At 47.1% G+C, this 15,244-nt stretch carries 11 protein-coding genes; 2 read left to right on the forward strand and 9 right to left on the reverse strand.

Features of this window, described 5'->3' with window-relative positions; translation table 11 throughout:
• Positions 1-11: 11 nt before the first annotated feature.
• The 3 genes from LC508_RS14830 to LC508_RS14840 form a co-directional block, all read right to left on the reverse strand.
• Positions 12-584, reverse strand: coding sequence for an indolepyruvate oxidoreductase subunit beta (locus LC508_RS14830; RefSeq protein WP_033141403.1), 573 nt, complete (start codon positions 582-584; stop codon positions 12-14).
• Positions 584-2,323 carry an indolepyruvate ferredoxin oxidoreductase subunit alpha gene (iorA, locus tag LC508_RS14835; RefSeq protein WP_033141404.1) on the reverse strand — a complete coding sequence of 580 codons (1,740 nt, stop codon included), beginning with the start codon at positions 2,321-2,323 and terminating at the stop codon, positions 584-586. The genes LC508_RS14830 and iorA overlap by 1 nt, the downstream gene beginning before the upstream one ends.
• Positions 2,324-2,391: 68 nt before the next feature.
• Positions 2,392-3,696 carry a phenylacetate--CoA ligase family protein gene (locus LC508_RS14840; RefSeq protein ID WP_033141405.1) on the reverse strand — a complete coding sequence of 435 codons (1,305 nt, stop codon included), beginning with the start codon at positions 3,694-3,696 and terminating at the stop codon, positions 2,392-2,394.
• Positions 3,697-3,952: 256 nt separating this feature from the next.
• Between LC508_RS14840 and LC508_RS14845 the strand changes: the two genes are divergently transcribed.
• Positions 3,953-4,357 carry a phosphate-starvation-inducible PsiE family protein gene (locus LC508_RS14845; RefSeq protein ID WP_033141406.1) on the forward strand — a complete coding sequence of 135 codons (405 nt, stop codon included), beginning with the start codon at positions 3,953-3,955 and terminating at the stop codon, positions 4,355-4,357.
• A gap of 47 nt (positions 4,358-4,404) precedes the next feature.
• Here the strand turns inward: LC508_RS14845 and LC508_RS14850 are convergent, their stop codons facing one another.
• From LC508_RS14850 to hisD, 3 genes are all read right to left on the reverse strand, one after another.
• Positions 4,405-6,033, reverse strand: coding sequence for an ATP-binding protein (locus LC508_RS14850; protein WP_054352078.1), 1,629 nt, complete (start codon positions 6,031-6,033; stop codon positions 4,405-4,407).
• A 426-nt stretch (positions 6,034-6,459) separates the two neighbouring features.
• Positions 6,460-7,947 carry an APC family permease gene (locus LC508_RS14855; protein WP_033141408.1) on the reverse strand — a complete coding sequence of 496 codons (1,488 nt, stop codon included), beginning with the start codon at positions 7,945-7,947 and terminating at the stop codon, positions 6,460-6,462.
• A gap of 40 nt (positions 7,948-7,987) precedes the next feature.
• The gene (gene hisD / locus LC508_RS14860) at positions 7,988-9,262 is read right to left on the reverse strand and encodes a histidinol dehydrogenase (RefSeq protein WP_330425160.1); all 1,275 of its coding nucleotides are present in this window, start codon (positions 9,260-9,262) and stop codon (positions 7,988-7,990) included.
• 180 nt (positions 9,263-9,442) lie between these two features.
• On the opposite strand from hisD, the gene LC508_RS14865 reads away from it, so the two are divergent.
• A complete protein-coding gene (locus LC508_RS14865) occupies positions 9,443-10,720 on the forward strand; it encodes a MerR family transcriptional regulator (RefSeq protein WP_158587225.1) in 1,278 nt (425 codons plus the stop codon).
• On the opposite strand, the gene LC508_RS14870 is transcribed toward LC508_RS14865, so the two are convergent.
• The 3 genes from LC508_RS14870 to LC508_RS14880 form a co-directional block, all read right to left on the reverse strand.
• Positions 10,692-11,612, reverse strand: a complete 921-nt coding sequence (locus LC508_RS14870; protein ID WP_054351987.1) for an alpha/beta hydrolase — start codon at positions 11,610-11,612, stop codon at positions 10,692-10,694. The genes LC508_RS14865 and LC508_RS14870 overlap by 29 nt on opposite strands.
• A gap of 793 nt (positions 11,613-12,405) precedes the next feature.
• Complete coding sequence (locus tag LC508_RS14875) at positions 12,406-13,674, reverse strand: M18 family aminopeptidase (protein ID WP_033141413.1); 1,269 nt, start codon at positions 13,672-13,674, stop codon at positions 12,406-12,408.
• A 135-nt stretch (positions 13,675-13,809) separates the two neighbouring features.
• The gene (locus LC508_RS14880; protein WP_103731106.1) at positions 13,810-15,228 is read right to left on the reverse strand and encodes an APC family permease; all 1,419 of its coding nucleotides are present in this window, start codon (positions 15,226-15,228) and stop codon (positions 13,810-13,812) included.
• Positions 15,229-15,244 lie beyond the last annotated feature (16 nt).

Consider the following 15,244-nt stretch of genomic DNA (forward strand, 5'->3'; position numbering starts at 1 on the left):
CCATACAGCAATTATTTCAACTCATAACCGGTCAGAAATGCCTTTTTGTTCATCTCCACTGTCTTAGGCGGAACGGTCTTTTCAATCACATTGAGCCATTCTTCCTTTGAATAGTCCATGTGCTGTGCAGCCACACCCAGTACAATGACATTGAACACCTTGGGATTCCCCAGTTCCTTTGCCACCTTCATGGCATCCACAGCGTAGACTTTGTGGGTCTCGCGAAGGGTATCCAGGATTCCTTCCGGATACTCCGCAACGCCTGTCACAACTGTGATCGGGTCAATTCTCTGGTCGTTGACAATGATAACACCGTCTTTTTTCAGGAACTGACGGTAACGCAGTGCCTCCAGCCTTTCAAACGCGATCAGAACATCCGCCTGACCTTCCTCCACGATTGGCTCCTGTACTTTTTCTCCATAGCGGACAAAGGTAACTACACTTCCGCCCCTCTGCGCCATTCCATGTACCTCGGAAAGCTTTACATCATAACCGCCTTCCACGGCGAGTCCTCCTAAAATACGGCTGGTGAGAAGTGTTCCCTGACCGCCGACTCCCACTATCATAATATTTCTCGTTGCCATTACACTTCTACCTCCTCTATTGCATCAGCAGGACAGAGCTGTTTACAGAGTCCGCAGCCGTTGCACATGGTATCATCAATGGAAATCGTTCCATCTTCATTCTTGGTAAGAGCCGGACATCCCGGTCTTAAACAAAGCCCGCATTTTTTACATTTCTCTGAAACCGGTCTGCATTTTGTCTTAAATACATTGGTCTTTAACAATGCGCATGGTGCCTGGGCAATGATCACGGATACAGCATCTCTTGCCACTTCCTCCCTGATCGTCTTTTCCAGTTCCTTAATATCAAAGGCATTCACCACATTGACATGCTCAATACCGATGGCTTTGCAGAGTTTGTAGATATCAATGGCCGGAACCACCTGGCCTTTCAGGGTTTTGCCGGTTGCGGCATGGTCCTGGTGGCCCGTCATACCTGTGGTGGAGTTATCAAGAATAATAACCGTTCCGGTAGCCTGGTTGTAAACCATGTTCATCAGGGAGTTCACACCTGTATGCATGAAAGTGGAATCTCCGATGACAGCCACCCAGTCCTTGACATATTCTTTGCCTCTGGCCTTCTCCATACCGTGCAGGGAACTGATGGATGCTCCCATACAGATCGTGGTGTCCACAACACTCAGCGGAGCAACTGCGCCCAGAGTGTAACATCCGATATCACCGGCTGCATGAATCTTCATTTTCTTCAGAACAGAGTAAACGCTTCTGTGCGGACATCCCGGACAGAGGATCGGCGGACGTGCCGGTACCGGCGCCGGTGCTGCAGCCTCAATCTCCTCGCCCAGCACTCTGCGGCGAATCATATTGGCACTGTATTCACCCTGCAGAGTAAATACATCTTTTCCTGAACATGGGATTCCCCAGGATTTGATCTGCTCCTCAAATACAGGCTCCAGTTCCTCAAATATGTAAAGCTTATCAACTTTAGAGGCAAATTCTTCAATGAGCTTTCTCGGCAGCGGATGTACCATACCTAATTTCAGTACGCTGGCGTTGGGCATTGCTTCCTTTACATAATTATACGGAATACCGCTGGTAATGAAACCAATGGACGTGTCATTATACTCTGCTTTATTGATTTCCAGGCTGTTGGCATCTTCGGCCAGCTTCTTCATTCTCTCTTCCACAACCGGATGGCGTCTGATGGCATTGCCCGGCATCATGACATACTTCTGGAACTTGCGCTCATAAGGAGTGTCTTCTCTCTCCACTCTGTCCTCCAGCTCCACGATACCCTGGGAATGTGCCAGACGTGTTGTTGTCCTTACAAATACCGGCGTATCATATTTTTCACTGATGTCATAAGCCAGCTTTACAAAATCTTTTGCATCCTGGGAATCTGACGGCTCCAGTACCGGAACCTGCGCTGCCCTTGCAACCGCTCTGGTATCCTGCTCATTCTGGGAACTGTACATTCCGGGATCATCTGCCACAACCAGGACCAGACCGCCGGTCACACCTGTGTATGCCGCTGTATAGAGCGGATCTGCTGCCACATTCAGACCTACATGCTTCATGGATGCCAGAGCACGCACACCGCTGATGGACGCACCGATTGCCACCTCTGTTGCCACTTTTTCATTGGGGGCCCACTCTGCATAAATTTCCTTATATTTTACAATGTTCTCACTGATCTCTGTGCTTGGTGTTCCCGGATATGCTGCAGAAACCTTTACCCCTGCCTCCCAGGCACCTCTTGCAATGGCTTCGTTGCCAAGCATGATTTTCTTTTCGCCCACGTCTCCTACCTTCTTTCTGTAATTATGGTAACGATGCAGTCAATGGAATCGTTACTGATATTGTAAAACTAATTCTTTCTTAAATCAATCACACGTTTCGCTTTTCCCTCAAAACGTTGTATAGAATTCGGTGATACCAGAGAAACCTTTATATCCAGTCCCAGAACCACACGAATCTTGGACTTAATCTTCTTCTCCAGCTCCTGGAGCGCTGCATAGGAGTCCATCATATAATCAGAAAGGACTTCCACACGGATTTCCAGGGTATCGCTGTGGTTCTTTCTGTCCACCACGATCTCATAGTGCGGCCCGCACTCCTCAATCCCCAGGAGCACTTCCTCGATCTGACTCGGGAATACGTTGACCCCGCGGATTTTCAGCATATCATCTGTTCTTCCAAGCAGATTCTCCATCCGCACAGTGGTTCTGCCGCATTTACAGGGCTCGTACATCAGCCTTGTGATATCCTTGGTGCGGTAACGGATAAGCGGCAGCGCTTCCTTGGATATACAGGTGATGACCAGCTCCCCCTTCTCTCCCGGAGGGAGAACCTCACCTGTTCTCGGATCAATGATTTCAGGTATAAAATGGTCCTCATTGATATGCATGCCGTTTAACTCCAGGCATTCTCCGGAGACTCCGGGTCCCATCAATTCGCTCATACCGTAATTCTGTGTAATATTCATATGATCGCCCCAGGCTTTGTACATCTCCTGGCGCATGGCTTCTGTCATCAGCTCACTTCCCACCAGCGCTGTCCTCATGCTCAGATCACACTGAGGGTGTATGCCCATCTGCTCCGCAACCTCTGCAATGCGCAGCGCATAGGAAGGTGTTGCGATCAGCAGGGTTGTACCGAAATCCTTCATAAACATAAGCTGCTTCTCTGTATTTCCTGTTGAGGAGGGAACAATAGCAGCCCCAAGCCTCTCCAGTCCGTAGTGAAGTCCAAGCGCTCCGGTAAACATACCGTATCCGAAACAAATCTGCGCAATCTCGTCAGGCTGCGCTCCGCCCATACACGCAATACGACAAACGCACTCTGACCAGACATCCAGATCCTTTCTGGTATACCCAACCACAGTGGGCTTTCCTGTTGTTCCGCTTGATGCGTGAATACGAATCAAATCCTTCTTTGGCACTGCGAACAGCCCAAACGGATAATTATCCCTCATGTCCTGCTTTGTTGTAAACGGCAGGTTATGTAAGTCTTCAAGACCTCTGATATCTTCCGGCTTCAGGCCCGCCTCATCCATTTTCTTCCGGTAAGGCTCGACTGTATGATAGACCCGCTCCACCGTCTCTCTGAGGCGTGCAGTCTGAATTTCCTTGATCTCCTCCCGGGATAATGTCTCTTCTTTTGCCCAAATCATAACTTTCTTCCCTTCATTTCCCAGCCCTTATCCGTTTCAGGGAAACATATGCCCTTTCCCGCGGGGACTGTCTGTGCTTCCTATATTAACATATTTATCACGTCAAAGCAATGAAGTACAGGGATTTTCTTGGGATAATTTCGTTATTTTTTGCAGATTTTTCTTGCTCACCCTGTATTTTATGTTAGAATGGAAAAGACGAGAATGTGTTAATCACAATTTTTAGAACAATAGTACAAATGAAACGGAGATAAGTATGAAAAACAAACTGAACGAACTGATTTACACAATTTCCCGCTACACTGAAATTGCCCTGTCAGCAATCATGCTGGTGGTGATCATAGTTCTGATCATACCCATGATCTACAATTTCATAAGCATTCCCCTGCTCAGCATAAAAGCCAGCCAGTTTACTGAATTTCTCGGCAATATCCTGACTCTGATCATCGGGGTGGAATTTGTAAAGATGCTGGCAAAACATACGGCGGAAAACCTGCTGGAGGTGCTCATGTTTGCCATTGCCAGACAGATGATCGTGGAACATCTCAACATGATCGATACTTTGATAGGAATCATATCCATAGCTATCATCTTCTTCATCCGCAAATATCTGCTGCTCAAAACTACTGACAACAAAGCCAAAGTATACGATAAATTGTAAAAGGACAGCCGCACTGCATTTATGCTTTGCGGCTGATCTTACCTCTTTCACTCCACCCGGATAAGCACCTGCCAGTATCCTTTGTGTGTGCTTCCCACGCGGCGCAGACCGCCCTTGTCCTTCCATTTCTTCATATAATATTTTACTCGGTCTGTATTCCAGCACAGCTCTGCTGCCAGTTCCCTCTGGGATATATATGGATATTTTCTAACTGCCTGCAGAAGCTGTCTGTCATAAGCTGACATGCGCACCTCGGGTGTTTGGGTAGTATCCGGTATTGATTGGGTTGTATCTTCGGCTGTTTTGGCAGCATTCGGAATTAATTGGGTAGTGTTCCGTATTGGTTGGGTAGTGTTTCCCATCATTTGGGTAGTATTTTCGGCCGTTTGGGTAGTGTTCCCGGCCGTTTGGGTAGTGTTTTCAACCGTCAGCCCTGCCTGCTCCATTTGTTTTCCGGCTCTGTATTCTGCCGGTTCTTCCATAACCAAAAACGAATTCCGTGCGGACTCCCGGTATAGATTTACGCGAAAATCCACACCTTCTTCCGAAAATTCAGGCTCTTCCACACCAAACTCCCTGCACATCTTCAACATTTTAGGTACACCACTGCCCCATTGTTCCATTATTTTCATATAGGTAAAAGCATTGGCAATCGCCCTGTTTCTGGGCTTGGAATATCCCTCCCTCATCTGCGCAAGTGTCAGTCCGCCAAACAGCATACCCGGAGATGTGACCTCCAGCCGATCATCATACAACGCAACCTGTACGCATCCCGGGTTCAGATAACTTCTGTGCGTCACCGCATTGGCAATAATCTCACGAATACAGAGAATCGGCAGTTCATAGTCATCCACTCTGTACAAACCTTTATATTTCGCCCCATACCGGATATTGCGCAGCACAAAATTGTAGGCTTCGTCTATTTGTTTGTAAATCGGCCCTGTATACTCACGTCTCTCCAGAAACTCACCTCTCGTTGTTCCTCTGAATACGGCACACTGTATTTTAGCCTGCAGAAAATTGTTGTCTGTCAACAGTACAAACGCATTTGTCGGCAGTATTTTTCCCTCTTTCTCTGTCAGTATACCCCAGGACAACAGATTGCTTCTTGTCACGTTCTTCACTGCTGCCCTTTCATTTTCCGTGCTGCACATTTTCAGCGCATACTGCCTCATGGAACTGCACAGTTCCCTGATTTGTCCCTCCTCTGCCAGCCTCGGCGCCGCATATGTCTGATCAAAACACCTGTTCATTCCTTCAAACTCCAGCTCCCTCAGCAAATAACTGTCCGCCGGCCGTGAAGTTCCTGAAATCCGTACATATGTGCCGTTCTCTTTTCCTAATGCAGTGATATAATAGGGACGCTGCCCTCCAGGATAAATCTCTACAACGATCAGTGTCTTGTCTTCTACGGTCTGCAGGGTAATATCGGGAATGATCATGGGCGTACAGCTGTCACAGATTGCATTGGTGAGACTGTCCATGGTCTCAAATACCGTTTCCTGCGGCACTCCTATAATCCTGTGCGTCCCATCCTCCACACCGAAAACCAGCCTGCCCCCTGCCGTGTTCGCAAAAGCAACAACTGTTTTCATATATCGCTCACTTCTGGCCGGCACTTCCTGCTTAAATTCCAGATTTTTTGATTCACCGGTGTATATTTCATCAATTGTCATATATTCCACCCTTCCACTTATATTATAAACCGTATCGTAACTGTTCAGTACCCTCACAGTTACAAGCAAAAATCCATGCAAAATCGCCTTTGGCGATGAAGTTTTTGCCCGGCTGCTAAACGTTTTCTTACGGTCAGCGCAGTAAATGCGCAGACCTACTGAATAATTACACCGTATCAGCAGTTATCCAGTCAAAAATGTGCATTTACTGCTTTTATCCGGCAGCCATCCTGCGATAAACATAGTTTATCACACTTTGCAAATTTCCTCAATGTATATCGAACATATATTCTGTTTTCGTGATATACAACAAATTCTGCCGGTTCAAAACCCGCCAAATTTGTCTCTATTTTCCATATACGCAAAACAGCCGGCACGGATTATATATTAATCCGAACCGGCTGCCCTTCAGACATCCTGCTGTCCTTATACAGCAACAAACGGTATCACATATGCCACGATCGCTATGACAACAGCACATGCCACAACGGTTCTCCAAATCTTAAATTCCTTGTCCATCTTCTGTCTCTCCTGTGGTGTCGGAATATCTTCTTCCATAATGATACGGTCCATCTCTTTTGTCTCATCACTCTGATAGCGTTTCCGACAGACAGCATATATGATCAGTCCGAGAATGCACCAGATCACACCTGTCACCAGTGCTTCCCGGTCAAGCTGGGTCATCATGATAAGATAAATGATAACACTGAGCGGTGCCCCGATCATAATTCCCGGCGCCTTAAAGGGGCGTTTTAAATCGGGATGCTTTCTGCGAAGCCCAAAGGATGCCGCAATGCCGATCACATAATAAAACAAATCTGCAAACAGACTCACGGATGCTATGTAGATCATAGAGTTGGACGCGATCAGAAAAGCAGAAAGCAGGCCAAGCACAATGATTGAGATATAAGGTGTCTTGTATTTCGGGTGTACTTTTGCAAATATTTTCGGCATGGCGCCGTCACGTGCCATGGTGAAAAGATATCTGGGCGGTACGGCGATACTGGCATTCAAAGTTGAAAAATCTCCGCCGAACGCAATTCCGGCTGCCAGAAGGATCAGCGGAAAACCAAGGATACCTGCTGTTTTCATAGCTTCGGCAAAAGGCGCGCTTGCTGTGGACAGCGTGGCGATCTGTTCTGTCGGAACGATACCAACCAAGAACCACTGAAACGCTGCATTTACCGCAAAAACAATAAACGGCGCAAGAAACAGTGCACGGGGAATATTGATCTGCGGATATTTGATCTCCTCCCCCATAGCGCAGCAGGTCTCAAATCCCGCAAAGCACCACCAAATCATACTGACAGATGCGATAAAACCAAGCGGAGTGGACTGGGCAATAAAATCAGGGAGTTTAACGAAATTAGGCATATTTACGTTCGGCAGCATGGTCAAAAACCAGATGATCGCTACGCCCCAGAAAAAGAACATGAATCCATTCTGAAGCTTTCCGGTCATTTCCACACCGCGGACGTTGGTGATAATGAACGCAATTACCACCACTGTGGCAACCACACGGTCGCTCACAGGCAGCTCAATGCCCAGTGCAGAGAAAAATGTTTTGAAATAAAAACTAAACGCCAGTGCCTCCCCGCTGGTAACCGCTACCAGGGAAATTATAAAATTCCACCCGGCAAGCATACCCATGGGTTTTCCTATACCCAGGGATGCATACTGATATGTGCCGCCAGCGTAGGGGAGCGCAGCTCCCATCTCCGCATACAGTAGCGCCGGATAAATACTGATAAGCATAGCAACAAATGTAGCCAGGATAACGGCCGGACCAAGGCCGCCCACCACATTAGCTCCTGTAGTGAACAGACCGACACCTACCACGGTGCCAACGGTGATGGTTACAGCTTCCTTCATTCCGAAGGTTCTTTTCAATGTATTTGTATTCTGATTACTCACTGTGAAGTCTCCCTCTCTCTGTTATGTCGTATTCCTGCTTTTATTTTTGGCTTGTGAAGCGGATGTCAGCCGCCTGCCTGTGCCCTTTCAAGCCCTCGCCGTCAGCCAGTCTGGAGACAAGAGGCGCAATATTTCTCATGGCTTCCGGGGTCATGCTCTGCTGGGTACATGTTTTCAGGAAGGTTCCCACCCACACACCACCGGTATAACGGGCTGCTTTCAGTGTTGGCAGCGTGTGATTGGTACCGGAAGCATAATCCCCAAACACCTCCGCTGTATTCTCTCCTATAAAAAGAGAACCATAGTTGCAGAGTCCCGAAATCAACGCATCAGGATTCTGCACATTCAGCTCCAAATGCTCCGGAGCGTATTCATTTACAAGGTTTACAGCCTCATCAAGATCAGATACCACAACTACCTCACCGTATGTCTCCCAGGATTTTCTGGCGATATCAGCAGTTTCAAGCTGTTCCAGTTCTCTTTCCACTGCCTCCATCACGGCTTTTCCGAATGCCTCATCTGTGGTGACCACCATGCCCTTTGCATTGACATCGTGTTCAGACTGTGCCAGCAGGTCAGCAGCCACGATCTCAGGCGTTCCGCTGCCGTCCGCGATCACCAGAACTTCACTGGGACCTGCTACAAAGTCAATTCCCACCTGACCATAACACTGTCTCTTGGCCTCTGTCACGAAACGGTTGCCCGGCCCAACGATCATATCCACCGGGGCAATCTCTTCCGTTCCATAGGAAAAAGCTGCGATCGCCTGGGCCCCGCCCACTGCATAGATCTCATCCACACCTGCAATATCCATGGCAGCCAGGGTCTTAGGATTAATCTTTCCGGTTCCCTTCATGACCGGCGAACATGCAGTCACACGCTCCACGCCGGCAGTCTTGGCCGGAATGATCAGCATAAGCGCTGTGGAATAAAGGGGATAATTTCCTCCCGGCACATAACAACAGCAGGATTTTACGGGAATGATCCTGTGTCCCAGAAAGATTCCCGGCATAGGGCTGAAGTTTTCAAGAGGCTTCACCGTCTCCCTCTGGGCTTTGGCAAATGCCTGTATATTGGATGCCGCTGCTTTTAAGTCAGCTACCTCCTGGGGAGAAAGCTGCATATAAGCTTCCCGGACCTCCTCTTTTGATACGCGCATGGAAACCCGCTCACACTGGTCAAACTTTCTGCTGTACTCCTTAAGCGCCTCATCCCCGTTTCCCCGTACATTGTCAATAATCTCCTGTACCATACGGGACAGCTCTTTTCTGTCCTCCTCGGTCCTCTCCTGAGCTTTTTTTAATATTTTCATCATCCATACCTCACTTTTTATATGAATTCTACCCGTTTTTCTTTATCGTGCTACCATAATAAATCATAGAGTCTGCTTTAGGTCAATATACTATTTTTACGAAAACTGATATAAACCTTGAGTATACTCCAGATTTATGCTAGAGTGTAGGCATAAAAATGGATTCTCAGGAGGAACCGGACTGTGCGCATAGGAAAAGTATCGGAAAAATACCATATTTCAGTGGACAACATCTATTATTACATTAATTATGGGCTTTTGGTCCCTCCCAAACCCAAAGGCCAGTACGTATTCGACGAACAGACTGTCAGGGACCTGGAATGGATCCTGGGTTTAAAAGAACTGGATTTCTCGCTGCGGGAGATTCATGTTATCCTGTCCCTGAAACGAATCTCAGGACTGGCTGACCCCCAGGACATGGAAGAATTAAAAGAAATTTTCAAGGGAAAACGTGACTTCTGTATGAAAGAAATTGAGCGGAAACAGCAGGTACTGGAACGTCTGGATTCGCATATCAAAACCATAGAAGCATCCGAAAGCACTCCACGGGCCAGCACCGGTGTCCCCCTTACTGCCCTGCCGCTTCTGTGCTGCCCCCTCTGCGGCGGGTCCCTCTCTCTCTCTGAGGTGAAAATGGATCAGCGTTTTATTTACAAAGGCAGCTTATCATGTTCCTGCGGCTACAGCGCCCATATCTCCTCCGGTATCCTTATGACACCAAACAAAAACGAAAACCTGCAGGATACACCGGATATTACCCGCGAGCTATACAAAGATCTGCCGCCTGCGCTGATCAGCACCTTCCAGCGCTCCTATAACTGGATGTTGAAACAGATTGAAGAAACAGACCTGCATGAAAAGGTGATTGCGGAGACTTATATCAATGCCTGGTTTTTTATGCACAATCATCTGGAATATCTGCCCACTGACAGCCTGTACATTGTCATTGACAAATATCCGGAAACCCTTCTCATGTACAAGCATCTGATAGAACGTCAGAAACCAGAGCTGGATATCCTGTATCTTGCGGATTCCAGCACCCGTTTTCCTCTGAAAAAAAACTGCATAGACGTACATCTCGACTTCTTTGCAGCCAACGAACATAACTTTTATCATGATACTTTTTTATTTGAAAGGATTGCCCCTTATCTTACCGCTCACGCAGACTTGATAGGTACTTATTTCTACTTTGAAAATGCCCCCAAATCCATGCGCCTTCTGCTGAGCCAGTATCCGGAATGTTTCTGTATGAATTTCCGGCTGGACTATTTTCTATCCTCACTGAAGAAAGCAGGCTTTCGCCTGAAAGGTTCTGAGGACTGCGGTGCGGTCACGGATTCGGGGAACAATCTTGGATTTGGATTTCATGTAAAAGGTGAAAAAATGCATCTCATGCCATATCATGCCAGTTCTGCACCTAATGGTCAGGATATCAGCAGCGGTTCAGACAATACTGTATGAACTCATGTGCCAGACTGCACATTTCCTCTGTCCAGTATTCAGCGCCGCCATGGTCTGCTCCTTCCAGCAGATATAAACGGACATCTTTACCACATGCTTTCATTTTTTCATAGAGCTGCACGCTCTGGTATGTATGAATCGTTCTGTCCTTTGTGCCGTGAACGATCATGGTTGGAGCCATATCCAGCTCCGGTGTGATCCAGCATTCCACGGAACCTTTTCTGCATAGTTCCGGGTGCTCTTTCAGATTTACTTTTCCCATCAGCAATCCTTCCGGGCTGTCCTCCATATGATGATTGACTGTAGATGGAAAACCTTCCTCGTACATCATGCTGACAGAGCCATAATAATTAAGTATGCCTTTTACCTCCGCTGAGACTCCCGGAAACAGGCTGGCATCCAGTTCCCCGCCTTCCCTTGCGATTCCGCAGAACATGGATGTATGTCCCCCGGATGAATCACCGCCGACCACAATTCCATCCGGGTCTGCATGGTACTCGGAAGCGTGAACCCTCATATAACGAATTGCGTTTCTTGCATCCTGAATCTGTGCCGGGAAAGGTGCAAGGCCGGAATGCCGGTATTGGACAACCGCTATCACATACCCCTTCTTGGCCAGTCCGGACAACATGGCACACTGCATCCAGACATCCTGCTCCATCCATGCAGATCCTTGGATAAATACCATGCACGGGTAAATTTTATCCGGCTCATTCCTGATAAAAGGCAGCAGGATCTGCAGATGCAGGGGTACATCGTCAACTCTGGCATATTCCACATCGTGCAGGTAACGAACCCCCACTTCATCTCCTGTTGTCTTCAATCGCACTGCTCCGGGTACTTCCTCTGAATACCCTGGATACTCCTCATAGGTCCATGCTTTAATTTCCATTTTGACACCTCCGCTTATATAGTTTTGCATTATTTAAAACCTTTTTCCGCTGCAGTTCTGATTCCCACAGAACTTTCTTCAGGTGGGAATCTTCCTGCCAAAAAAGGCCTTAAGTTCTTTTCTCTCCGCACAGGATTCCGATCAATTCTGATTTCTCGTCCAGACTCCCAGCTTTTGGCGGAGTTTTGACTGGAAAACTTTACTATATATCTATCATACATGGGTGGTATCAAGAATGCAAAGGTCTTTTTGAAAACTCATAGGAAGATATGGTTTCCGAACCTTTTATGATTGTAGAAGTGCCTTGATATATTAGAATAAGATGTTGATTGGCCTTCTATTACAGATAAGTCTTAACCGAAATATATACCCTGTAGGTAATTTGGGTGATTTTTGACATGATACGCCTCTGTTTTACAGATAAACCTTAACTGAAATATATACCCTGTAGGTAATTCTGGTGATTTCAGCCTGAAAATGACCTTGATTTACAGATAAATCCTAACTAAAATATAAACTCTGTAGGTAATTCTGGTGATTTCTGACTTGGTACGCCTCTGTTTTACAGATAAACCTTAACTGAAATATATATTTTATAGGTAATCCCGGCAATTTCAGACTGAAAATGTCCTTGATTTACAGATAAACACTGACCCATCATTATACCCTCCTCCCCCACTTCCAGCACTATTCTCCCCTCCAAAAACCACCATAATTTCCCGCCACACACAAAAAAGGGAAACATACCCCCAATAAACCTCAGAAGTATATTTCCCTTATCACCCATGTTACACTATTTAAAGAACTTCTCAGCCGCCTGGATCAGATAACAGGTATCCTTAACCCCGGCAGTCTCGTAAGGAGAATGCATGGCAAGCTGCGGAAGGCCGATATCCACGGCGTTAAGCGCCACTTTTGTATTGGAGATATTTCCAAGTGTGGAGCCTCCCAGAATGTCGGAACGGTTTGTAAATGTCTGGAAAGGCACACCTGCCTCCCTGCACAGATCCTTGAATATGGCAGCAGATACGCCGTCTGTACAGTATTTCTGGTTTGCGCTGTGTTTGATGACAATACCCTCGTTCATATAAGGACGGTTCACCGGGTCTGCCACCTCCTTGTGATTCGGATGTACTGCATGGGCATTGTCAGCGGAGAGCATGAAGCTCTTTGCAAGTCCTCTTAAATACTCCTCATAAGACAGCCCCAGGCACTCATTCACACGCACCAGTGTATCATACAGGAATGTGGATGCAGCACCCTGCTTTGTTCCGCTTCCCACTTCCTCATTGTCAAGCACACAGTGTACTGCCACGTACTCCTTTTTCTCCCCCTTTAAAAATCCCTGAAGAGAGGAAAATGCGCACTGCAGATCATCCAGGCGTGAGGAGGATACAAACTCCTCATTTGCGCCCCAGATACTGCCCTTAACACGGTTGTACAGGAAAATGTCATGTCCTAAAATGTCCTCTTCCTTCACTCCTGCAGCCTTTGCGATGGTCTTCATAAAGGTATCTTTTGAAGAGATATCACCGTACAGCGGAAGCATATCCACCTGGGCGTTATATTTATATCCGTCATTGACTTCCCTGTTCATATGGATTGCCAGATTGGGGATCATCAGCAGGTCCCTGTCCACATCCACAAGCTTTGTGACAAAGCTATCCCCTTCTTTCACGATCACCCTTCCCGCTACGGAGAGCGGACGGTCAAACCAGGGGGCGCAGAGCATACCGCCGTAACGCTCCACATTCAGCTTCACATACTTATTATCCACTTCCATCTCCGGATTTTCCTTGATCTTAAAAGTAGGGGAATCGCTGTGGCTGGCCATGATGCGGTATCCGGTAAATCCGGTTTCCGGTATGGTGAATGCCACGATGGAGGAGTCATTTCTGGTGACAAAATATCTGCCGCCCTTTTCGATCTCCCATTTCTCTTCCTCTTTCAGCTCTGCGAATCCGTCTGCCGAAAGAATCTCCTTCATATTTTTAATAGCATGAAAACAGCTTGGGCTTTTTTCAATAAATGCAAGAAGCTGTTCTGCAGTCTCTCTGTACATTAATTTTTCCTCCTGTAGTTCTGCCCGCCAATGAGGGCTTTTTCTTCTATTGTACCTGTCCGGCGCTGTTCTGCCAACAGGAATTTTCATACAACAAACGCCCAGCCGCTTTTGGCAGCCAGACGCTTCTTTTACTTATGCCTGATTCTTTGCTTTGGAACGTTTTGCGATCTGAGGCATAATGAATCCCAGTCCGATCAATACGAAAGGAGTCACAATATTCAGTACGAACTGGAAGGTATCCTCAGAGTAAATACCCAGAACACACGCAAACGCGGTAAACAGGAAACACCACGCTCCCAGAACAACGCCAAGCGTTTTGTTCTTCACAAAACGGTACTGTGCCGGGAATCTCTCCCCTGCTTTTTTCAGCGCAATATATGCCACGAATACCCACAGATAACGCAGAGGCATACACACGGAATTCACCTTTACCAGCCAGCGTACCAGTGTATCCACGCTGCCGATGCCGATTGCCGGAACAATGATCAGAATAGAAACAATGATCATGACCAGCTTATGGCCGTTGGTGTATGTGCCGTGTTCGTTCTGTTTGAACATGGATGCAGGGATGAAGTTGTCATCCGCATTGTCAAGCAGCATACGAAGAGGCGCGTCGATGGAAATGATCATAACCGTAAACTGACCGATCAGGTTACAGATTGCATAGACCACCACGAAGAAATTGCCCAGTCCGTAATACTCTCCCAGTGTCTGGAATGCATAGTAAGCACCGTTTGTCATAAGGTCTTCCGGAATGTTGTTGGAGTCAAACATCATGCCCATGGCAATGGTTCCCAGCATAGCGCAGACAGCAACCATAACAGCCAGGGCGATCATGCCCTTTGAGAAATCCTTTGCGGGATTTTTCGTCTTATTTACATATGGAGAAATTTTCTCACATCCGCCCACGGCAAATACCAGAATGGACAGGTTTAATAAGAATTTCGCATCAAAGGACGGCATAAAGGTCTTCACAGACCAATCTATATCCAGTACATTTGCATGGGTGATAGCCGGAGCTGCAAGCATCATGACCACAAACAGCAGGGACATAATGAACATGGTGGAGCCTGCCAGTGTGGAAAGCTTTTTCAGCACATTGATTCCTTTGGATGCCACCCAAACGGCAAACAGGAACAATACCAGACAGAGTACCTGCAGTACCCTGGTGTTCATGGAGCTGATCCGGTTGTCCCTAAAGATTGCCCAGCTCGCTGCAATAAAAGATGCACTGGGCTTCTGGGAAATATAAGGCATATGGACGATCCAGTAAGTCCATCCCGCCATATAAGCCATCCTTGGGCTTATGGTTTCCAGAATCCAGGAACTGACACCGCCGCCTGCGTCCTTGAAGGCACTGCCCAGTTCACCTACCATCAGTGCGTATGGCACAAAGTAAATGGCAAATATGATCACCCAGGATATGATTGCCTTTAATCCGCCGTACTCTGAGAATCCGTTGATCACATTTCCGAATCCCCACACCGTGGAGAATGCCATAAATGCAAGGCTGTACCACAAGATTTTCTTTTCACTTTCGTGTTGTTTCATTGTTTTCCTCTCCTTG

Origin of the sequence: Blautia parvula (assembly GCF_020215665.1) — a bacterium.
Taxonomy (GTDB): Bacteria; Bacillota; Clostridia; order Lachnospirales; family Lachnospiraceae; genus Blautia; species Blautia celeris.